The organism is Streptomyces sp. GESEQ-35 (assembly GCF_017948485.1).
GTDB lineage: Bacteria > Actinomycetota > Actinomycetes > Streptomycetales > Streptomycetaceae > Streptomyces.
Genome location: NZ_JAFFSX010000012.1, coordinates 162,568 through 183,050, shown reverse-complemented (window position 1 = coordinate 183,050; position 20,483 = coordinate 162,568). Strand labels below are relative to the sequence as shown.

Annotated in this window: 17 protein-coding genes; 12 read left to right on the top strand and 5 right to left on the bottom strand. The window is 70.2% G+C overall.

What is annotated here, in order from left to right; translation table 11 throughout:
- Positions 1 to 13 precede the first annotated feature (13 nt).
- The 5 genes from rsmA (at position 14) to KCH87_RS24090 (ending at position 6,046) form a co-directional block, all read left to right on the top strand.
- Positions 14 to 907, top strand: coding sequence for a 16S rRNA (adenine(1518)-N(6)/adenine(1519)-N(6))-dimethyltransferase RsmA (rsmA, locus tag KCH87_RS24110; protein ID WP_210588301.1), 894 nt, complete (start codon positions 14 to 16; stop codon positions 905 to 907).
- Positions 904 to 1,797: a 4-(cytidine 5'-diphospho)-2-C-methyl-D-erythritol kinase gene (locus KCH87_RS24105; protein WP_210588300.1), complete on the top strand. Its 894-nt coding sequence runs from the start codon at positions 904 to 906 to the stop codon at positions 1,795 to 1,797. The genes rsmA and KCH87_RS24105 overlap by 4 nt, the downstream gene beginning before the upstream one ends.
- Positions 1,798 to 1,981: 184 nt before the next feature.
- Positions 1,982 to 3,088 (top strand): peptidoglycan recognition family protein, encoded by a 1,107-nt coding sequence (locus KCH87_RS24100; RefSeq protein WP_308298896.1) that lies wholly within the window; start codon positions 1,982 to 1,984, stop codon positions 3,086 to 3,088.
- Between the two features lie 68 nt (positions 3,089 to 3,156).
- Positions 3,157 to 3,933 carry an MHYT domain-containing protein gene (locus tag KCH87_RS24095; RefSeq protein WP_210588299.1) on the top strand — a complete coding sequence of 259 codons (777 nt, stop codon included), beginning with the start codon at positions 3,157 to 3,159 and terminating at the stop codon, positions 3,931 to 3,933.
- Positions 3,934 to 4,063: 130 nt separating this feature from the next.
- Positions 4,064 to 6,046 carry an ATP-binding protein gene (locus KCH87_RS24090; protein WP_210588298.1) on the top strand — a complete coding sequence of 661 codons (1,983 nt, stop codon included), beginning with the start codon at positions 4,064 to 4,066 and terminating at the stop codon, positions 6,044 to 6,046.
- An 18-nt stretch (positions 6,047 to 6,064) separates the two neighbouring features.
- Here KCH87_RS24090 and KCH87_RS24085 read toward each other — a convergent pair whose 3' ends face one another.
- Positions 6,065 to 7,663, bottom strand: coding sequence for a S8 family peptidase (locus KCH87_RS24085; protein ID WP_210588297.1), 1,599 nt, complete (start codon positions 7,661 to 7,663; stop codon positions 6,065 to 6,067).
- A gap of 229 nt (positions 7,664 to 7,892) precedes the next feature.
- Here KCH87_RS24085 and KCH87_RS24080 point away from each other — a divergent pair, with 229 nt between their 5' ends.
- The 4 genes from KCH87_RS24080 (at position 7,893) to KCH87_RS24065 (ending at position 13,734) form a co-directional block, all read left to right on the top strand.
- Complete coding sequence (locus tag KCH87_RS24080) at positions 7,893 to 9,695, top strand: ABC-F family ATP-binding cassette domain-containing protein (RefSeq protein WP_210588296.1); 1,803 nt, start codon at positions 7,893 to 7,895, stop codon at positions 9,693 to 9,695.
- Positions 9,696 to 9,784: 89 nt separating this feature from the next.
- A complete protein-coding gene (locus tag KCH87_RS24075) occupies positions 9,785 to 11,194 on the top strand; it encodes a PQQ-binding-like beta-propeller repeat protein (RefSeq protein ID WP_210588295.1) in 1,410 nt (469 codons plus the stop codon).
- Between the two features lie 73 nt (positions 11,195 to 11,267).
- The gene (locus KCH87_RS24070; protein ID WP_210588294.1) at positions 11,268 to 12,785 is read left to right on the top strand and encodes a PQQ-binding-like beta-propeller repeat protein; all 1,518 of its coding nucleotides are present in this window, start codon (positions 11,268 to 11,270) and stop codon (positions 12,783 to 12,785) included.
- Between the two features lie 250 nt (positions 12,786 to 13,035).
- The gene (locus tag KCH87_RS24065; protein ID WP_210588293.1) at positions 13,036 to 13,734 is read left to right on the top strand and encodes a response regulator transcription factor; all 699 of its coding nucleotides are present in this window, start codon (positions 13,036 to 13,038) and stop codon (positions 13,732 to 13,734) included.
- 13 nt (positions 13,735 to 13,747) lie between these two features.
- Here KCH87_RS24065 and KCH87_RS49225 read toward each other — a convergent pair whose 3' ends face one another.
- The 3 genes from KCH87_RS49225 to KCH87_RS24050 all read right to left on the bottom strand — a co-directional run bounded on the left by KCH87_RS49225 (position 13,748) and on the right by KCH87_RS24050 (position 16,511).
- Entirely contained in the window at positions 13,748 to 14,383 is a 636-nt protein-coding gene (locus KCH87_RS49225; protein WP_247196682.1) for a hypothetical protein, read from the bottom strand.
- Between the two features lie 100 nt (positions 14,384 to 14,483).
- A complete protein-coding gene (locus KCH87_RS24055; protein WP_210588292.1) occupies positions 14,484 to 14,801 on the bottom strand; it encodes a hypothetical protein in 318 nt (105 codons plus the stop codon).
- A 30-nt stretch (positions 14,802 to 14,831) separates the two neighbouring features.
- The gene (locus KCH87_RS24050; RefSeq protein ID WP_210588291.1) at positions 14,832 to 16,511 is read right to left on the bottom strand and encodes a sodium:solute symporter family protein; all 1,680 of its coding nucleotides are present in this window, start codon (positions 16,509 to 16,511) and stop codon (positions 14,832 to 14,834) included.
- 178 nt (positions 16,512 to 16,689) lie between these two features.
- On the opposite strand from KCH87_RS24050, the gene galT reads away from it, so the two are divergent.
- The 3 genes from galT to galK are packed head-to-tail and all read left to right on the top strand — an operon-like array spanning position 16,690 to position 19,879.
- Positions 16,690 to 17,751 carry a galactose-1-phosphate uridylyltransferase gene (galT, locus tag KCH87_RS24045; RefSeq protein ID WP_210588290.1) on the top strand — a complete coding sequence of 354 codons (1,062 nt, stop codon included), beginning with the start codon at positions 16,690 to 16,692 and terminating at the stop codon, positions 17,749 to 17,751.
- Positions 17,748 to 18,725, top strand: a complete 978-nt coding sequence (gene galE / locus KCH87_RS24040) for a UDP-glucose 4-epimerase GalE (RefSeq protein WP_210588289.1) — start codon at positions 17,748 to 17,750, stop codon at positions 18,723 to 18,725. The genes galT and galE overlap by 4 nt, the downstream gene beginning before the upstream one ends.
- A complete protein-coding gene (gene galK / locus KCH87_RS24035; RefSeq protein WP_210588288.1) occupies positions 18,725 to 19,879 on the top strand; it encodes a galactokinase in 1,155 nt (384 codons plus the stop codon). The genes galE and galK overlap by 1 nt, the downstream gene beginning before the upstream one ends.
- On the opposite strand, the gene KCH87_RS24030 is transcribed toward galK, so the two are convergent.
- Positions 19,872 to 20,327, bottom strand: coding sequence for an N-acetyltransferase (locus tag KCH87_RS24030; protein WP_210588287.1), 456 nt, complete (start codon positions 20,325 to 20,327; stop codon positions 19,872 to 19,874). The genes galK and KCH87_RS24030 overlap by 8 nt on opposite strands.
- Between the last annotated feature and the right edge of the window lie 156 nt (positions 20,328 to 20,483).

The following is a 20,483-nucleotide window of genomic DNA, read 5'->3' as shown; positions in this document are numbered from 1 at the left end:
GTACCCTTGTCCCGTGAGTAGCCCCACCCCCGATGCCCTACTCGGGCCCACTGACATCCGCGAGCTGGCGGCAGCCCTACGTGTGCGTCCCACCAAGCAGCGCGGTCAGAACTTCGTGATCGACGCGAACACGGTCCGCCGGATCGTCCGTACCGCCGACGTGCGGCCCGATGACGTGGTCGTCGAGGTGGGGCCGGGACTGGGTTCGCTCACCCTCGCCCTGCTGGAGGTCGCCGACCGGGTCATCGCCGTCGAGATCGACGACGTCCTCGCCTCCGCGCTGCCCGCCACCGTCGCCGCCCGGATGCCGGAGCGGGCCGAGCGGTTCGCGCTCGTGCACTCCGACGCGATGCAGGTGACCGAGTTGCCGGGGCCCGCGCCGACCGCGCTGGTGGCGAATCTGCCGTACAACGTGGCCGTGCCGGTGCTGCTGCACATGCTCCAGACCTTCCCCACCATCGAGCGCACGCTGGTGATGGTGCAGTCGGAGGTCGCCGACCGGTTGGCCGCCCCGCCCGGGTCGAAGGTGTACGGCGTGCCGTCCGTGAAGGCCAACTGGTATGCCGAGGTCAAGCGGGCCGGCGCGATCGGGCGGAGCGTCTTCTGGCCGGCACCCAATGTCGACAGCGGACTCGTGTCCCTCACCCGGCGGGCCGAGCCGATCAAGACGACGGCCTCCAGGCGTGAGGTGTTCGCCGTCGTCGACGCGGCCTTCGCCCAGCGGAGGAAGACGCTGCGCGCCGCGCTCGCCGGGTGGGCCGGGTCGGCCGCGGCCGCGGAGACGGCCCTCGTCGCCGCCGGTGTCTCACCGCAGGCCCGTGGCGAGTCGCTGACCGTCGAGGAGTTCGCCCGCATCGCCGAGAACGGCAAGAGCGCCGCCGAGAACAAGGAGCCCGGTCAGCAGTGAGCGTCACCGTTCGCGTTCCCGCCAAGGTCAATGTCCAGCTCGCCGTGGGCGCCGCGCGGCCCGACGGGTTCCACGATCTGGCCAACGTGTTTCTCGCGGTCGGCCTCTACGACGAGATCACCGTCACCGAGGCCGACGCACTCGGCGTGACCTGCGAGGGGCCCGACGCCGACCAGGTCCCCCTGGACCGTACGAACCTGGCTGCGCGCGCGGCGGAAGCGCTGGCCGCGCGCCACGGCCGTACTCCCCAAGTGCACATCCACATCGTCAAGGACATCCCCGTGGCCGGCGGAATGGCGGGCGGGAGTGCGGACGGGGCCGGTGCGCTGCTTGCCTGTGACGCGCTGTGGGGTACGAACGCCTCGCGTGAGGAACTCCTCGACATCTGCGCCGAGTTGGGCAGTGACGTGCCGTTCAGTCTGGTCGGCGGGGCCGCGCTCGGGACCGGACGGGGCGAGAAGCTGACGGTGCTTGAGGTCGGCGGCACCTTCCACTGGGTGTTCGCGATGGCGGAGCGCGGGTTGTCGACACCGGCCGTGTTCCGTGAGTTCGACCGGCTCGCCGAGGGCCTGGACATCCCCGAGCCCGTGGCCTCCCAGGAACTCCTGGACGCAGCCGCGAAGGGCGACCCCGACGCGCTCGCCGCCGCCGTCTCCAACGACCTTCAGCCCGCCGCCCTTTCGCTCTTCCCGGAGCTGGCCGACACCCTCGCCGCGGGCCGCGGCGGCGGCGCGCTGACGGCGCTGGTCTCCGGCTCCGGTCCGACGACGGCGTTCCTCGCCCGGGACCGGGAGTCGGCGTCGAAGGTCGCGGAGGCACTCCTCGCGTCCGGCACCTGCCGGTCCGTACGGCAGGCCTCGGGACCGGCGCCGGGCGCCACCGTGCTCTGAACCCCAGGTTCAGGAACCGGCCCTATTTGTCCGACAGGCACAGTGAATTCACCGTTCCTTGGCCTGGGTTGGTGCGGGTGGGGCGGATGTGGCACGTAGGGTCATTTCAACTTCAAGCACTCGCCGTCGCAGAGTGCGCGCGGCGTGGTATCCCCCCGAGTGAACTGACCCTGGAGGCACCTCCGTGTCTGCATCCCCCGATCCCGCCCACCGCAGGAAGCGCTCTCTGTCCCGACGCGGCGTCATAGCCGCCGGCGGTGCGGTGGCCGCCGGCGCCGCCCTGACCCCGGTCGTCTTCGCGACCACGGACTCGGACTCCGACCTGTCGGATACTCCTGGCACCGAGCCGCAGAAGTTCCCGGCCACGCGCACCGAGGCCGCCACCGGCACCGCCGAGACCACCACCGCCTTCGCCATCTCGTACGTCGGGGTCCGCTGGACCGGCGCGGCGGACGGTGCCGGGATCCGGTTGGCGGACGGCAAGTGGCAGGAGCTGCGCGGCGGTTGCGCGACCGTCGAGAACGGCGGGACGGCGCTCGTGGCGGCGGGGGACGCCACCGCGTACGAGCTGAAGGCACCGGACGGGGCGAGCGCGAGCGGGGTGCACTCGCTGGCGATCGACACGACCGGCGGGACCGGCAAGACCTTCCGGGTGCCGACCGAGCCGACCCGGGTGCGTGGTGTGCGGTACCTGTCGCGGCCGGCGTGGGGCGCCGACGAGTCGAAGCGCTACAAGGACGGGAAGGTCAACTCGCCCGAGACGTACTACCCGTTGCAGACGATCACCGTCCACCACACGGACACCCCGAACGCCGACCCCGACCCGGCGGCGACCGTGCGCGGCATCTACGAGTTCCACGCGATCACCAACGACTGGGGCGACATCGGCTACCACTTCCTCATCGACGAGGCGGGCACCGTCTACGAGGGCCGCTACTCCGGCGACGACCTCATCCCGGCCTTCGACCCGAGCGGCAACCTCGTCACCGCCTTCCACACGGCGGGCTTCAACTCCGGCAACCTCGGCATCGCCCTCCTCGGCAACCTGGTCGCCCAGCCGCCGACGGACGCGGCCAAGGCCTCGCTGATCCGTCTGATCAAGGTGATCACCCGTTTCAAGGGCCTGGACCCGCAGGCGCAGGTCACCTTCGTCAACCCGGTCAACGGCGTGACCAAGGACGTGAACACGATCAGCGGGCACCGTGACTGGCTGGAGACCGACTGCCCCGGCCAGACGATGTACGACCTCCTCGGCGAGGTCCGCGCGGCAGCCGCCGGCGTGCTTTCCTGACCGGGCTCTCCGGTATCCCCCCTGTGTGCGGCCTGCCTGGCCGCGCCATGCCCGAGAGGAACCCCCCTATGGGGCACATGGACCACTTCAGCGCCGGATGGGTCACCCCCGTCCTGTCCTATGTGATGGCCTGCGTCGGTTCGGCCCTCGGGCTGCGCTGCACAGTGCGGGCGTTGGAGGCCGTCGGCTCCTCCAAGCGGAACTGGCTGCTGCTGGCCTCCCTCGCCATCGGCTCCGGGATCTGGACCATGCACTTCGTGGCCATGCTGGGCTTCAGCGTCGACGGCTCCCCCATCCGCTACGACGTCCCGCTCACCGCCCTCAGCCTGCTGATCGCCGTCGCGGTGGTCGCGGCCGGTGTCTTCACCGCCGGCTACGGGCGCTCCCGGGTGACATCCGTCCTGCTCGGCGGCCTCGGCACCGGACTGGGCGTCGCCGCCATGCACTACACCGGCATGGCGGCCCTCAACCTGCACGGCGAGGTCGACTTCGATCCCGTGCTCGTCATCGCCTCGGTCCTGATCGCCGTGGTCGCCGCGACCGCCGCGCTCACGCTGACGCTCATCGTGCGGGGGCCCGTGCTGGCCACCGCCGCCGCGCTCGTCATGGGGCTCGCGGTGAGCAGCATGCACTACACCGCGATGTACGCCGTGAGCATCTCCCTCAAGCCGAGCAGTGCGGCGCTGCCCGGCGCCACCGCCACGGAGTTCATCTTCCCGCTCGCCGTGGTGCTCGGGTCGTTCCTGTTCCTGGCCGCCGCGTATGTCGCTCTGTCTCCGACCGGTAAGCGACATGAGTCTGCTGCGGAGCTGTTGCGCGAGGTCGAACTCAGCACTGCCGCGTGACGCTTCGCTGTGAGTGGCGCGATCGGTCGTCGGTTGGCTGCGGCGCCGTCGTGGCTGGTCGCGCAGTTCCCCGCGCCCCTTTGGGGCGCTATCGTCCCCGGCTTTGCCAGTCCCCCTAACGAGGCTCCCCATGCGCGTTCCCCGACCCACCGACCGGTTGCGTCCCAGATCCGTGCGGGCGAGGATCATTGCCCTGCTTCTGCTGCCCATCGTGTCGTTGATGGCGCTGTGGGGCTTCGCCGCCGTGACCACCGCGTCCAGCATCGGCGCCACCGAGCGCGCCAAGGACGTCAACTCCGAACTGCTCGCCCCCGTCAGCGACTTCGTCACCGTGCTCCAGGCGGAACGGACCGCCGTTCTGCGGCGCACGGCCGCGCCGGACGCGTACGCGACCGCCCGCGCGGCCACCGACAGGACCGCCGCGGCCCTCCTGGACGGCATCAACGTCTCCAGCACCGACGCCGCCCTCCTCGACGCGAGCCTGCCGGGGCGCATCGACCGGCTGGAGAGCGACGCCGGCGGCCTCGCGGCGCTGCGCACCGAGGCGACCGCGAAGAGCGCCAAGTCCTCGGCGACGTACACGAACTACACGACGGTCATCGAGCACGGCTTCGCGGTGATGGGCGCGCTCACCGACGACGACGGCACGGACGCCGCGTCCGAGGCGCGCGTGGTGCTCGAACTCGCCCGCGCGCGCGAGGCGGTCGCGCGCCAGCAGGCACTCCTGGGCGCCGGTGCCGTGAGCGGGGCGCTCACGCAGGAGCAGTACGCGCAGTTCGTGGGCGCCGTCGCCACCCAGCGCGAGCTGCTCCAGCCGGCGGTGGACGATCTGAAGTCCGCGCACCGGGCGGCCTACGAGGACGTCCTGGACGGCGACGCGTACGCGCGCGTGCAGGCCATCGAGAACCGGGTCAGCAGTGCCGGACCCGGCGCGTCGGCCGTGTCGGCGGGGTTCCTCGAAGGCTGGGACACGGCCGTTTCCGACGTGCTCAAAGGCCTGACGGCGGCCGAGACCAGGGCCGGTACGGGCGCCACCGCCCAGGCCGACCCGTTCGGCTGGGACACGCTCGGCGCCTCCGGCGTCGCCGTCGTCCTCGGTCTGGTCGGTGTGCTGCTGTCGCTGCTGGTCTCCGTGCTCGTCGGACGCGGCCTCATCGTCGAACTCCTCGACCTGCGCAACGACGCCCTGGAGGTGGCCGGCCGCCGGCTGCCCCAGGCCATGCGCAGGCTGCACGCCGGACAGGGCGTCGACATCGACGCCGAAGCCCCCATGCGACGCCTGGTCGGCGATGAACTCGCCCAGGTCGGCACGGCCCTGACCGCCGTCCAGCGGGCCGCCCTCAAGGCCGCCGCCGAGCGCGCCGAACTGCTCAGCGGGATCTCCGGGGTGTACGTCAGCCTCGCCCGCCGCAGCCAGGTGCTGCTCCACCGCCAACTCGACCTGCTCGAGGCGATGCAGCGACGCCAGCAGGATCAGGCCGAGCGGGACGACCTCTACCGCGTCGACTACCTCGCCACCCGGATGCGCCGCCACTCCGAGAGCCTGCTGATCCTCTCCGGCATCGCGCCGGGCCGTGGCTGGCGCGACCCGATCCCCCTCTCCGACGTGCTGCGCGCCGCCGTCGCCGAGATCGAGGGCGCCTCACGGGTACAGATCTGGGCGGTTCCCCGGGTCTCCCTGGCCGGCGGCTCCGTCGCCGACGTCATCCATCTGCTCGCCGAACTCGTCGAGAACGCCACCGCCTTCTCGCCGCCCAGCGCCCAGGTGCAGCTGCGCGCGGCGCGTATCCGGGACGGCGTGCTCATCGAGGTCGAGGACAGCGGCTTCGGCATGAACGAGGACGCCCTCGCCGAGGCCAACCGCAAGATCGAGTCCGAGAAGGTCGACCTCCTCGACGCCAAGCAGATCGGCCTGTTCGTGGTCAACCGGCTGCGTGAGCGGCAGGGTCTCGGCGTGGAGCTGCGCACCTCGCCGAACGGCGGTGTGACGGCCGCGGTCCACATACCCGAGTCCCTGATGCGCGACGACATGCCGGTGGGCGAGCATGCGGCGCAGGGGCGCGGACTGGCTCCCGCGTCGGCGCTGATTCCGCAGCAGCGCCCCGGGGGGTGAACCCCGGGGCGCACGCTCCTAGAAGGTCAGCTTCCAGCTGTTGATGTAGCCGGTGTCCGCGCTGTAGACGTCCTGGACCTTCAACTGCCAGGTCCCGTTGACCGTTGTCTCGCTGGAGGCGTCGACCGTGTACGTGGCGTCGACGTTGTCCGTGGAGTCGGAGGAGCTGCTGCTCTTCAGGCGGTAGGTGGAACCGTCCGGCGCGACCAGGTCGATCACCAGGTCGCCGCGGTAGGTGTGGACGATGTTGACGTACACCGAGAGATCGCTGGGCGCGCTGCCGGTCAGGCCGCTCACGGTGACCGGCGAGTAGACGGCGGAGCCCGCGTCGGGAATCGACACGTCGGTGGCCGACTCGAAGGCCGTACCGGTGTCGCCGCCGCCGTCTCCGTCACCGGCCGGCGTGACCTGGAGCAGCAGGTTGGGGCTGCCGGTGCCGACGCTGGTGAGCGTGTTGGACGACGCCGCCGAGGTCAGCGCCGAGACCACCTGGGAGGGCGTGGCGCTCGGGTTCTCGCCCAGGTAGACGGCGGCCGCGCCGGCGACGTGCGGGGACGCCATCGACGTACCGGAGAGGGAGGCGGTGGCGGAGTTGGAGGTGTTGTACGTCGAGGTGATGCTCGATCCCGGCGCGAAGATGTCGAGCACGCTGCCGTAGTTCGAGAACGACGACCGGGCGTCGGCGCTGGTCGAGGCGCCCACGGTGATCGCCGAGGCGACGCGGGCCGGGGAGTTGGAGGAGGCGTTGGTGTTGTCGTTCCCGGCGGCGACCGCGTAGGTCACGCCCGCCGCGATGGAGTTCTCGACGGCCTCGTCCAGCACGGAGTCGGCGCTGCCGCCGAGCGACATGTTGGCGACGGCCGGGAACTGGGCGTTCTCGGTCACCCAGTCGATGCCCGCGACCACACCGTCCGTCGTACCGGAGCCTTCGTCGTCGAGGACGCGCACGGCGACGATGTCCGCGGCCTTGGCGACGCCGTACGTCGCGCTCGCGACCGTGCCGGCGACATGCGTGCCGTGGCCGTTGCCGTCGTCGGCGGTGGTGTCGCCGTCGACGGCGTCGTAGCCGTAGGAGGCACGGCCGCCGAAGTCGGTGTGGGTGATCCGGACGCCGGTGTCGATGATGTACGCCGTCACGCCGCTGCCCGCGCTGTCCGGGTAGGTGTACGCGGAGTCGAGCGGCAGGTCGGCCTGGTCGATGCGGTCCAGACCCCAGGTCGGGTTGGTCTGGGTGTCGTTGATGTGGAGGGTCTTGTTCTGGACGACCTTCTCCACGGCCGGGTCGGCGGCGAGCCGCTTGGCCTCGGTCTCGGACATCTCGGTGGCGTAGCCGTTGAGCGCCGTCTTGTACGTGCGCTCGACCTCGGCCCCGTAGCGGGTGGCGAGCGCCTTGCCCTTGGTGGAGGCGGCGCGGAAGCCGGCGTTGTCCTTCAGGGTGACGATGTAGCTGTCCTTGACGGCGCCCTCGGCGCCGGCGCCGACGATCACGCCCTCGGCGGGGGCGGCCGCGGCCGCGGGGGCGACGGTCGCGGCGCTCACGGCGAGTACGGCGGTGGTGGCGAGAAGCGCGGCGAGGGCACCTGGTCTGCGGCGACCTGGGGAGTGCGGACCGGACATGGGGGTGGTTCCCCTCTCGTGGAACGTGCACGGGATCTGGGGCGTGGGGGGTGGCGGTCCTGCGTGGCTACGGTGACGGTCTTGTCGAGGTCACGTCAATTAGGGGAATCCCTACGTCCGGGTAGGGGTGAGCGACCCTCTGCTTACCCGGGCTGTGCCGACCGCCGGACGGATCAAGAGGCGCGGCGACTACCCTGGAGGGTCGATCGATCCCCGTGTCAGGAGAGAAATGGCCGTCAACCTGGTCAATGTCGAGAACGTCAGCAAGGTGTACGGCACCCGTGCCCTGCTCGACGGGATCTCCCTCGGCGTCTCCGAGGGGGACCGCATCGGCATCGTGGGCCGCAACGGCGACGGCAAGACCACCCTCATCCGGATGCTCGCCAAGCTGGAGGAGGCCGACACCGGACGGGTCACCCACTCCGGCGGCCTGCGCCTGGGCGTGCTCACCCAGCACGACTCCCTCGACCCCACCGCCACCGTCCGCCACGAGGTCATCCGGGACCTGGCCGACCACGAGTGGGCGGGCAACGCCAAGATCAGGGACGTACTCACCGGACTCTTCGGCGGCCTCGACCTGCCCGGCTTCCCGCAGGGGCTCGACACCGTCATCGGCCCCCTCTCCGGCGGCGAGCGCCGACGTATCGCACTCGCCAAGCTGCTCATCGAGGACCAGGACCTGGTCGTGCTCGACGAGCCGACCAACCACCTCGACGTCGAGGGCATCTCCTGGCTCGCGAACCACCTGCGCGAGCGCCGCTCCGCGCTCGTCTGCGTCACCCACGACCGCTGGTTCCTCGACCAGGTCTGCACCCGCATGTGGGACGTGCAGAAGGGCGATGTGTACGAGTACGAGGGCGGCTACTCCGACTACGTCTTCGCACGCGCCGAGCGCGAGCGCATCGCCGCCACCGAGGAGACCAAGCGGCAGAACCTGGTCCGCAAGGAGCTGGCCTGGCTGCGGCGCGGCGCCCCCGCCCGTACGTCGAAGCCCCGCTTCCGCGTCGAGGCCGCCAACGAGCTGATCGCGGACGTACCGCCGCCCCGGGACAGCAGCGAGCTGATGAAGTTCGCGTCCACGCGGCTCGGCAAGACGGTCTTCGACCTTGAGGACGTCACCGTCCAGGCCGGGCCGAAGGTGCTGCTCAAGCATGTGACCTGGCAGCTCGGCCCCGGCGACCGCATCGGCCTCGTCGGCGTGAACGGCGCCGGCAAGACCTCCCTGCTGCGTGCCATGGCCGAGGCCGCCCGCAGCGAGGGCGAGACGCAGCCGGCCGGCGGGCGGGTCGCCGTGGGCAGGACCGTCAAGCTGGCCTATCTCTCGCAGGAGGTCGGCGAACTCGACCCGAACCTGCGGGTGCTGGAGGCCGTGCAGCAGGTGCGCGAGCGCGTCGACCTCGGCAAGGGGCGCGAGATGACCGCCGGGCAGCTGTGCGAGACGTTCGGCTTCAACAAGGACAAGCAGTGGACGCCGGTCGGTGATCTGTCCGGTGGCGAGCGGCGCCGGCTCCAGATCCTCCGGCTCCTCATGGACGAGCCCAACGTCCTCTTCCTCGACGAGCCCACCAACGACCTCGACATCGAGACCCTCACCCAGCTTGAGGACGTCCTCGACAGCTGGCCCGGCTCGATGGTCGTCATCTCCCACGACCGGTTCTTCGTCGAGCGGACGACGGACCGCGTCTTCGCCCTCCTCGGCGACGCCACCCTGCGGATGCTGCCGCGCGGCATCGACGAGTACCTGGAGCGGCGCCGGCGCATGGAGGAGGCGGTGGCCGCCGCGTCGCCCGTCGCGGCGAAGCCCGCCGCCGGGCCGAGCGCCGCCGACCAGCGCGTCGCCAAGAAGGAGCTCCAGAAGATCGAGCGGCAGCTCGACAAGATCTCCGAGAAGGAGACCAAGCTGCACGCCCGGATCGCCGACAACGCCACCGACTTCGCAAAGGTGGCCGAACTGGACGCCGAGCTGCGCCAGTTGGCGGGCGAGCGCGACGAACTGGAGCTGCGCTGGCTGGAACTGGCCGAGGACGCGTAACGACGGCATCACGGACCGGTCCTCCCTTTGGGAACAGGGCGGATCCGGGCCGGTGCGCTGCCGGTGCCGGGTGATAGAAAGGGCCGCTGATGAGCCAGCCGCCCCAGACCCCGCCGCCGCCCGGATCCGGGCCCCGCGACGCCTTCAGGGGCAGGCCCGCGCTTGCCGTCGGTGTCGCGGTGGCCGCCCTGTTCGTCATCGGCGGCACCGTGTTCGCGGCGACGAGCGGAGGCGATGACGCCCCGAAGCAGCCGGCGGGCGTCGCCGCGAAGCCGTCCGCCTCGTACGACCCGGAAAGCCTCGACGAGGGCCGCCGGGCGGGCGAGTCGCAGATGCTCTGGCACGCGGAGGCGCCGGACGTGCCCGGTACCGGCGCCGACGCCCCCGGCATGTGGATCACGGACAGGACGGTGGTGAAGGCGGCGTACAAGCAACTCGTCGCGTACAACGCCGGTGACGGCTACCCGGCCTGGGACCCGATCGCCTTCCCGCAGAAGATCTGCGCGGTCACCCCGCAGAAGACGGCCGACGACAAGATCGTCGTGGCGTACCTGAGCGGCAGCGGCGACGGTGCCGAGTGCACCCGGCTCCAGGAGGTCGACCTCGACACCGGCGAGCAGGGCTGGGACAGCACGCTGTCCGACTCCGCACCCGCCGTCGAGATGTCCCTCACCGGCAGGACGTTGATGGTGGGCCGCTCGCAGTCCGGCACGGCGTACGACGTCATGAGCGGCAGCAAGCTCTACGACAGGAAGAAGTACGGCGACTCCTGCTTCCCGACCGCCTTCGCGGGCGGCGAGAAGCTCGTCCAGCTCGCGTCCTGCGACGCCGGCACCACGGACGAGCACGAGGAGATGCAGGGGCTCGACCCGACGACCGGCGAGGTCCTGTGGACTCTGCCGATCGACAAGGGCTGGACGGTCGAACGCACCTATTCCGTCGACCCGCTGGTCATCTACAGCACCAACGAGGACAAGCAGGCCTGGAACATCTCCACGTTCACCTCGGGCGGCACGTTCCGCTCCCAGGTCGGCTTCGACGAGGACTTCGCCCCCGACTGCACCCCGGCGATCCGCGCCCGTGACCTCCGGGGCTGCGCGGGCGTGGCCGCCGACGCCGACACCCTCTACCTGCCGACCGAGGCCACGAGCGGCGCGAACGAGATCGTCGCGATCAACCTGTCCACCGGCAAGGAGAAGTGGCGCGTCAAGTCCCCGGCGGACGAGCCGATGCTGCCGCTGAAAGCCGAGGGCGGCAGGCTCATCGCGTACGTCCGGCCGTCGCACGACGCGGGCGGCCGGGTCGTGTCGATCCCGACGACCGGCAGCAGCCACAAACCGGCCGAACTGCTGCGGAACCCGCAGGCCGCGGCGGACGTCGAGGACGGCTTCCCCGCCACGGCCATCGACTGGGCCGACGGCCGCCTCTACCTCTCGGCCACGCGGCTGACCGGCAACGACGACCCGGTGGAGAAGCTGATACTCGCCTACGGCAAGTGACCTCCTCCTGGCCGCCTCCGCTCCCCTCGCTCCCCTCGCCCCCCCACGCTTCCGCTCACGAGGTACTCACGTCATGACCCAGCCGCCGCCCCCACTGCCCAACCACCCACCGCAGAGCGCAGGTTTCGGCCCGCCGCCCACCCTGCCGCCGCCCGGCTACGGCGCTCCGCAGCTGCCCCCGGGGTACGGGTACGGCCACCCGCAGTCGGCCATGGCCGGCGGGCGGCGGACCCAGGCGCGGTTGACGGTCGTCGTCGCGGCGCTCCTGACGATCGCGCTGATCGTCGTCGGCGGCGTCTGGTACGCGAACTCCGGTCGCGACGAAGGAGAACACGCCACCGCGAACTCCGTCGGCGCTGGCGGGGACACCGGCGGCCAGGGCGACGAGAAGGTGCCGGCCGACACCGGCGCCGAGGTCCTCTTCCAGGTGCCGATGCCCGAGACCAGGGACGTCGGCGGTGTCGTCGTCCCCGGCTCCTGGCTCACCGACAAGGTGTACGTCAAGAGCGGCATCGCCGAGATCGTCGGCTACGACGCCGACAAGGGCACCAGGCTGTGGACGATCCCGCTGCCCGGCCCGGTGTGCACGGTCAGCCGGAACACCACCGAGGACAACAGGACGGCCGTTGTCTTCCAGCCCAGGATGCCGGCCGGGAACGCCTCGGCGGGCTGTAGTCAGGTCGCGGCGATCGACCTCGACGCCGGCAAGCGGCTGTGGACCAGGACCGCACAGACCGGTGACCGGTTGATCGCCTTCAGCAACGTCACCGTCAGCGGCAACACCGTCGCCGCCGGCAGCACCGGCGGCGGCGCGGCCTGGGACATCGCCTCCGCCCGGCCGCTGTGGGCCCCGAAGCCGGCCGACACCTGTTACGACGCGGGCTACGGCGGTGGCACGAAGCTGGTCGCGGTGCGCAGATGCGGCTCGTCCGACCGGCTTCAGCTGCACATCCAGACCATCGACCCGACGTCCGGGACGGTGATCTCGGAGTACGGGATGGCACAGGGCATCGAGCACGCCGACGTGGTGTCGACCGACCCCCTGGTCGTGGCCGCCGAAGCCGGCGACACCGCGAGTCCCACATCGGACCTCTTCTCCGTCGACAACAGGACCGGCAGACTGCGCTCCCGGATCTCGCTGCCGGACGATCAGTACGCGGCACGGTGCGACGCCATCGGCGAGGTCGAGAACTGCCGTCGGCTGGTGGTCGGCAACGACCGGCTCTATGTGCCGACCCAGGAGCACGCCAACGAGATCGTCGCCTTCGACCTGGCCACCGGCAAACAGACCGGCAAACGCGCCGACGCGGGCGATGGCTACACGATCTCCCCGCTGCGGATGGACGGCGGCAACGTGATCGCGTACAAGCGTCCTGCCTATGGCCAGGGCGGCCGGATCGTCAGCATCGACGGCGTCACCGTCAAGGAGACCGAGCTGCTGGAGAACCCGGCCACCCGGACCCTGCTCCCCGAGTACTCCGAGATCCTCTTCCGCGACGGTCGTCTCTACATGTCCCAGGCGCACGCTTTCAGGCTGTCCGGCTCGCCCGAGAAGCAGTACCTGGCGATCGCGTTCGGCACGAACGGCTGAACCACCGGCCCGTGTTGACGGTCCCGTCCCTGCTCAGAGAAGGGGCCGTGCACGTACCGCCCAACACCCTCGAATGCGAGGAATTTCGGCGATCCGGGGCACTTCTCACCGGTAGGGGCAGCGCAGCGTCGAACAAGCGTGTAGCTTCCGGGGGCATGAAGAGCGGGGGAGCCGGGTGGGGGCTTCTGGCCGCGCGGACCAGTGGGCATGCATAGTGGGGCATCCATTGGGGGGACTGGGGGGTTGCTCGATGGGAGTGCGGCTCATGGTGGTCGACGACCACCGATTGCTGGCCGAGGCACTGGCCTCGGCGCTGAAACTGCGGGGCCATCGTGTCCTCGCCGCGGCGGCACCGGCCGCGGGCGCGGCGGAACTGGTGATCACCCGTGCGCCGGAGGTGTGCCTGCTCGGCACGGCCACACCTGCCGAGCCCGGGATATTCGACCCGGTGGTGAAGATCAAACGAGAGCGTCCGCAGGTCGCGGTCCTGGTCCTCGGGCCCGTGCCCTCACCACGCGGAATCGCCGCCGCCTTCGCCGCGGGCGCCTCGGGCTACGTACGGCACGACGAGCGCATCGAGGGGGTGGAGCGGGCGATCATGAAGGCAAGGGCGGGCGAGGCGGCCGTGGCCCCGCAACTCCTTCAGGGCGCCTTCAGTGAGCTCCTCAACCCGGCCGTCCAGCCCGACGACGAGGGCCAGCGCCTGCTTCACATGCTGACGCCCAGAGAGGTCGAGGTCCTGGTCAGGGTCGCGGACGGCGAGGACACCCGGCTGATCGCGGCCGGCATGGGCATCGCTCCGTCGACGGCCCGCACCCATGTCCAACGGGTGCTGATGAAGCTGGGGGTGGGCTCCCGACTGGAGGCGGCGGCGCTGGCGGCGAGGACAGGTCTGCTGGACCGCGCGGGCCCGGTACCGCACTCGCCTCCGGAGACGGGGACGGACTGACTCGCGGCCGGCATCAGGACGTGCGCCGCACGTCCAGGCACTCGACCTCGGGCGACGCACCGTACGGCTCGATGGCGGTCCCGGTGCCGGTGACGCTGCCGTCCAGGCACAGCTGACCGCCCAGGACCCGGAGGTCGAGCGTGAACTCCACGCGCTCACCGGAGCGTTGCGGGCCGTCGACGCGTTCGTCGATGTAGCCGAGGTCGCGCAGGACATCGCCGACCTGGCCCGGGGTCGGGTCGGCGATGTCCTTGAGGGCCTTCGTGATGCGACGGACGTGACCGCGGGCCGCGCACTTCTCCACGGAGCTCAGCTCCGCCTCCTCCTGGGCTGCCTCGGCCTGCGTATCGGGGCACGGCTCGGCGACGGAGATGAGGAGTTGCATGAACAGGAGGAAGTCGGTGCTCCCGGTCTCGTCGTCCTCGGGGCTCTCGGTCCCGGCATCCTCCGTCTCCGTGCGGGGGAGCGGGGGCGATTCGGCCGCGACCCGGTCGTCGGATCCTGCCGCCGGGCCCTGGCCGTCCGGCCGTTCGGTGCCGCAGGCGGTGAGGACGAGCGCACACAGCGCCGTCGATGCCGCGCCGTACAGGACGCGGGAGGGATGGCCGATACGACCGGTGAGCGGGTTTTGCCCGGAGTGTCGCCTCATGCTCGAAGTGTGGGCGCGAGCGGCGGGGTGGGCATGAGTACCGGTACTCAGAACGGGGCTGGAGCCCCGAGGAACTCCAGCCCCGTCTCACCGGCGAGCGTCACTCGGCGGACTCGTCCGGCAGGACGTCCGGCACCGGCGCAGCCGTGGGCCGCAGCCACAGCCACGCCAGGAAGAACAGCCCCAGCGCGAGCATCCCCAACCCGGTCCACAGGTTGATGTTGACGCCCTCGGCCTTGTCGATGTCGGCGTCGGAGGCCGTGATCCCGGCGATCGTGACGATCACGCCGTAGAGGACGAACAGGCCGCCGATGATCCGGCGGATGTCGAAGAGGCGTGCGGCCGTCGTGGACTTGCCCTCCAGCTCGGTGACTTGCCGCTGGAGGTCCTGCTCGGAAAAGCCGTGGTTCTCAGACATGGTTCCTCAATCTCCCCTTTCTGAAGGCGATCAGAACGAGAACGGGATGTAGCAGGCCGCCGCCAGAATCACCGCGCCCCAGCCCAGCAGGGCCGGCCTGCGGTACCAGGCGTCGTCGCCGGCGGCGGGCGGCTCCTCCATGCCGGGGGAGCGGGTGCCGTAGACGAGGCCCGCCAGTGCTTCGGCCGACTTCGGGGCCGTGAAGAGGGAGACGGCGACCATGACGACCGCACCGGCCACGAACCCGGCGATCGCGGAGACGAAGTTGGCTCCCTGGTCGGAGGGGATGTCGATGATGCCCTGCTTGTAGATCCAGAAGTAGTTCACCATCGCGGTCACGGTGCCGGCGAGCAGACCCCAGAAGCCGGACTTCGCGGACGCGCGCTTCCAGAACATGCCGACGATGAAGACGACGAACATCGGCACGTTGAAGAAGGAGAACAGCGTCTGGAGATAGCTCATGATGTTCGAGAAGGACGACGCCAGGAACGCGGTGCCGATGGAGGCGCACACGCCGATCACCGTGATCAGGCGGCCGAACGTCACGTAGTACCCGTCCTCGCGGTCCTTGACCACATAGCGGGCCCAGATGTCGGTGGTGAACACCGTGTTGAAGGAGGACACGTTGGCCGCCATGCCCGCCATGAAGGCCGCGAGGAGGCCCGTCACCGCGATGCCGAGGACACCGTTGGGCAGCAGCTCCTCCATCAGGTACGGGATCGCGTCGTTGTACTGGTAGTCCGAGCCCTCGGCGCCGAAGCCCGGGATCAGGGCGGCGGCCGCCAGACCCGGGATCATCACCAGGAACACGATGAAGATCTTGGGGAAGGCCGCGATGAGGGGGGTGCGCTGGGCCGCCGAGAGGTTCTTCGCCGACAGCGCTCGCTGGACCTCCGCGAAGTTCGTCGTCCAGTAGCCGAAGGACAGCACGAAGCCGAGGCCGAGGACGATGGTCAGCCAGTTCGCGCCCAGCGGGTTGTCGCTGCCGATGCCGGTGCCGCCCCATGCGGTGGTGAAGTCGGCGCCGTGGGTCTTGGTCAGGGAGTCGGTCAGACCGTCCCAGCCGCCGACCTTCTTCAGGCTCAGCACGACGAGCGGGATGAGGGCCGCGAGGATCACGAAGAACTGGAGTACCTCGTTGTAGATCGCGGACGACAGGCCGCCGAGGGTGATGTACGCCAGCACGAAGGCGCCCGCGACCACGATCGCCACCCACTGCGGCCAGCCCAGCAGTGCCTCCACGACGATCGCGAGGGCGTAGAGGTTCACACCGGCGATCAGGATGGCGGCGAAGGCGAACAGGATCGAACTGAGCAGGTGCGCCCACTTGTCGAAGCGCAGCAGCAGCATCTCGGGAACCGAGCGAACTTTGCTTCCGTAGTAGAAGGGCATCATCACCAGGCCGAGGAAGACCATGGCGGGGATGGCGCCGATCCAGTACCAGTGCACGGTGTATGCGCCGTACTGAGCGCTGTTGGCGGCCATGCCGAGGATCTCGGTGGCGGCCAGGTTCGCCGAGATGAACGCGAGCCCGGTGATCCAGGCAGGCAGCGAGCGGCCCGAGAGGAAGAAGTCGAGGCTGGTTTTCACCGAGCGGCGGGCGGCGAAGCCGATGCCGAGAACGACGACGAAGTAGATGCCGAGGATCGTGTAGTCGAGCCAGTTGGTGGGGAGTCGTAGCTCGGCGGCCAGATATGTGGGGGTTTGCATAAGCACTCGCTTCGTTGCGCGAACTGATCCAGAGCGGAACCTACGCCTCTGTGTTCAGTAATTGAACACTTCGGATGGTGCTCTTTGTTTGATTGTGATGTTGACGCTCCTGGTGAGTTGTGTTTCGATATGTTGAGTTATGTTGGTTGGTTGAGTGGCCCTGACAGGGGAGTCCGCAGTGAAGAAGACCTCGACCCGGCTGGCCGACGGTCGCGAGCTGATCTACTACGACCTGCGCGACGACAAGGTCCGTGACGCCGTGGACCACCGCCCGCTGGAACGGACCGTCACCACGTCCGAGATCCGGCGTGACCCCCTGCTCGGCGACTCCATCGCCGTGGCCTCGCACCGCCAGGGCCGCACCTACCATCCGCCGGCGAACGAGTGCCCCCTGTGCCCGTCCCAGGGCGACCGGCTGAGCGAGATCCCCGACTCCTCGTACGACGTCGTGGTCTTCGAGAACCGCTTCCCCTCCCTCGCCGGCGACTCCGGCCGCTGCGAGGTGGTCTGCTTCACCTCCGACCACAACGCGTCCTTCGCCGACCTGACCGAGGAACAGGCGGGCCTGGTGCTCGACGCCTGGACCGACCGGACCTCGGAACTGTCCCATCTGCCCTCCGTCGACCAGGTGTTCTGCTTCGAGAACCGGGGCGCCGAGATCGGCGTGACCCTGGGCCATCCGCACGGCCAGATCTACGCGTACCCGTTCACCACGCCGCGCACCGCGCTGATGCTGCGTTCACTCGCAACTCATAAGGAAGCGACGGGAGGTGAGAATCTCTTCGACGCCGTCCTGGAGCGTGAACTCGCCGGCGAGCGGGTCGTCCTGGAGGGTGAACACTGGGTCGCCTTCGTGCCGTATGCCGCGCACTGGCCGTACGAGGTCCACCTGTACCCCAAGCGCCGCGTGCCCGATCTGCTCGGTCTCGACGAGGCGGCGCGCACAGAATTTCCCCAGGTCTATCTGGAAGTCTTGAGGCGCTTCGACCGGATCTTCGGCGAAGGGGAACCGCCCACGCCGTACATCGCGGCCTGGCATCAGGCCCCGTTCGGCGCGCTGGACGAGTTCGACGGTGTGAGCAGGGACGATTTCGCCCTGCACCTCGAGCTTTTCACCATCCGCCGTACGTCAGGCAAGCTGAAGTTCCTCGCGGGTTCCGAGTCCGGCATGAACGTGTTCATCAACGACGTGCCGCCCGAGCGCGCGGCCGAGCGACTGCGAGAGGTAGCGAGTTCATGAGCGGTAAGTACCTGGTGACCGGTGGCGCGGGATACGTCGGCAGCGTGGTCGCCCAGCATCTGCTGGAGGCGGGCCACGAGGTCGTCGTCCTCGACAACCTCTCCACCGGCTTCCGCGAGGGCGTGCCCGCGGGCGCCTCCTTCGTCGAGGGTGACATCCGCGACGCCGCCAAGTGGCTGGACTCCTCCTTCGACGCCGTTCTGCACTTCGCCGCGTTCTCGCAGGTCGGCGAGTCGGTCGCGAAGCCCGAGAAGTACTGGGACAACAACGTCGGCGGCACCATGGCGTTGCTCGGCGCGATGCGCGAAGCAGGCGTCCGCAAGCTGGTCTTCTCCTCCACGGCGGCCACGTACGGCGAGCCGGTCAGCTCGCCGATCACCGAGACCGACCCGACGGCGCCCACGTCGCCGTACGGCGCCACGAAGCTCGCCGTCGACCACATGATCACCGGCGAGGCGGCGGCGCACGGCCTGGGCGCGGTCTCGCTGCGCTACTTCAACGTGGCGGGTGCCTACGGCGCGTACGGCGAGCGCCACGACCCCGAGTCGCACCTGATCCCGCTGGTCCTCCAGGTCGCCCAGGGCAGGCGTGAGGCGATCTCCGTCTTCGGCGACGACTACCCGACGCCGGACGGCACCTGCGTGCGCGACTACATCCACGTCGCCGACCTGGCCGAGGCCCACCTGCTGGCCGTTCAGGCCGCCCAGCCCGGCGAGCACCTGATCTGCAACCTCGGCAACGGCAACGGCTTCTCCGTCCGCGAGGTCATCGAGACCGTCCGCCAGGTCACCGGCCACCCGATCCCCGAGGTCATGGCCCCGCGCCGCGGCGGCGACCCGGCGGTCCTGGTCGCGTCCGCCGACACCGCCCGCGAGCGGCTCGGCTGGAACCCGTCCCGCGCGGACCTCGCGGGGATCGTCGCGGACGCGTGGGAATTCGCGCAGCACATCGCAAACACGGCAAGGGAGCAGTAGTGGGGGCAGAGCAGGTGCGGGACGGTTTCGAGGAGCTGTACGGAACCGGCCCCGAAGGTGTCTGGGCAGCGCCGGGCCGCGTCAACCTCATCGGTGAGCACACTGATTACAACGACGGCTTCGTGATGCCCTTCGCGCTGCCGCACACCGCCGTCGCGGCCGTCGCGCGGCGCGAGGACGGTGTGCTGCGCCTGCACTCGGCGGACGTCGAGGGCGGCGTCGTAGAACTGAGACCGGACGACCTGGCCCCCGGTTCGGACCGCAACTGGACCGCGTACCCGGCGGGCGTCGTCTGGGCCCTGCGCGAGGCCGGCCACCCGGTCACCGGCGCCGACATCCACCTCGCCTCGACGGTCCCGGCGGGCGCGGGCCTGTCGTCGTCGGCGGCGCTGGAAGTCGTGGTCGCCCTGGCCCTCAACGACCTGTACGAACTGGGCCTCAAGCGCTGGCAGCTGGCCCGTCTGTGCCAGCGCGCGGAGAACGTGTACGTCGGCGCTCCCGTCGGCATCATGGACCAGACGGCCTCCGCCTGCTGCGAGCAGGGCCACGCCCTCTTCCTCGACACCCGTGACCTGTCCCAGAAGCAGATCCCCTTCGATCTGGCCGTGGAGGGCATGCGCCTGCTGGTGGTGGACACCCGGGTCAAGCACTCGCACAGCGAGGGCGAGTACGGCAAGCGACGGGCGGGCTGCGAGCGGGGTGCCGCCCTGCTGGGCGTCGACGCGCTGCGGGACGTGCCGTACGACGGTCTGGACGCGGCACTCGCCCGCCTCGGTGACGACGAAGAGGCCGTCCGTCTGGTCCGCCACATCGTCACGGAGGACGAGCGGGTGGAGAAGGTCGTCGCCCTGCTGGAGGCCGGCGAGACCCGCGCGATCGGCCCGGTGCTGGTCGAGGGCCACGCTTCTCTGCGGGACGACTTCCGCATCTCCTGCCCCGAGCTGGACCTGGTCGTCGACACAGCGCTCGCCACGGGCGCGCTCGGCGCCCGGATGACCGGCGGCGGCTTCGGCGGTTCGGCGATCGTGCTGGCGGAGACGGCCGACGTGGACACCATCACGAAGGCCGTCGAGGAAGCCTTCGCGACGGCAGGCTTCAAGGCCCCGCGGACGTTCGAGGCGGTGCCCTCGGCGGGGGCGCGCAGGATCAGCTGAGCCGCTTCGTCAGCGTGTACTCCGTGATCCCCGGCGGATAGTCGGGGATCACGCACACCACCTCATACCCCTGCTTCGTGTAGAACGCCGGCGCCTGGAAGTCCCAGGTCTCCAGGCGCACACTGCGGCAGCCCCGCTCGGCGGACGCGATGTGCTCCGCCTCCGCCAGCAGCCGGGAGCCCAGTCCCGCACCCCGAAGCCGCTCGTCCACCCACAGATAGGTCACGTGCAGCCACGTGGTCCACGTGTACCCGACGAGCCCGCCCGCCAGAGCGTCGTGGTGATCCAACGCCCAGACGTGGAGCGGAAGTTCCCGTTCACCAGGCGTTCCGCGCAGCGCTCGCAAGATCGGTGAGGCCGCCGTGTTGGTGGTGCGCAGACGGGAACGGAGCAAGTCGCGCAACTCCTTGTCGACTCCTGTCTCAATGCGAAACATGCGGCTCACCATAAACGCGCTGGACAGTCAGTTCTGCAAATTACCTTCCGCTCCCCGCCCCCGGCCGTACTCTGATGAACAGCACCGGTGGGGGCCGGTGCTGATCAGGGGGCGAGACAAGTCGGGTACGACGCCCGCAGTGGGGGTAGCAGTCTCTGCACGGCGGCG

Coding starts and splice junctions, on each gene's coding strand:
- KCH87_RS24030 (WP_210588287.1), bottom strand. CDS start 20,327: ATGGTGAGCCGCATGTTTCGCATTGAGACAGGAGTCGACAAGGAGTTG.
- galE (WP_210588289.1), top strand. CDS start 17,748: ATGAGCGGTAAGTACCTGGTGACCGGTGGCGCGGGATACGTCGGCAGC.
- KCH87_RS24085 (WP_210588297.1), bottom strand. CDS start 7,663: ATGTCCGGTCCGCACTCCCCAGGTCGCCGCAGACCAGGTGCCCTCGCC.
- KCH87_RS49225 (WP_247196682.1), bottom strand. CDS start 14,383: ATGAGGCGACACTCCGGGCAAAACCCGCTCACCGGTCGTATCGGCCAT.
- KCH87_RS24065 (WP_210588293.1), top strand. CDS start 13,036: ATGGGAGTGCGGCTCATGGTGGTCGACGACCACCGATTGCTGGCCGAG.
- KCH87_RS24095 (WP_210588299.1), top strand. CDS start 3,157: ATGGGGCACATGGACCACTTCAGCGCCGGATGGGTCACCCCCGTCCTG.
- KCH87_RS24090 (WP_210588298.1), top strand. CDS start 4,064: ATGCGCGTTCCCCGACCCACCGACCGGTTGCGTCCCAGATCCGTGCGG.
- KCH87_RS24055 (WP_210588292.1), bottom strand. CDS start 14,801: ATGTCTGAGAACCACGGCTTTTCCGAGCAGGACCTCCAGCGGCAAGTC.
- KCH87_RS24050 (WP_210588291.1), bottom strand. CDS start 16,511: ATGCAAACCCCCACATATCTGGCCGCCGAGCTACGACTCCCCACCAAC.
- KCH87_RS24075 (WP_210588295.1), top strand. CDS start 9,785: ATGAGCCAGCCGCCCCAGACCCCGCCGCCGCCCGGATCCGGGCCCCGC.
- KCH87_RS24070 (WP_210588294.1), top strand. CDS start 11,268: ATGACCCAGCCGCCGCCCCCACTGCCCAACCACCCACCGCAGAGCGCA.
- KCH87_RS24080 (WP_210588296.1), top strand. CDS start 7,893: ATGGCCGTCAACCTGGTCAATGTCGAGAACGTCAGCAAGGTGTACGGC.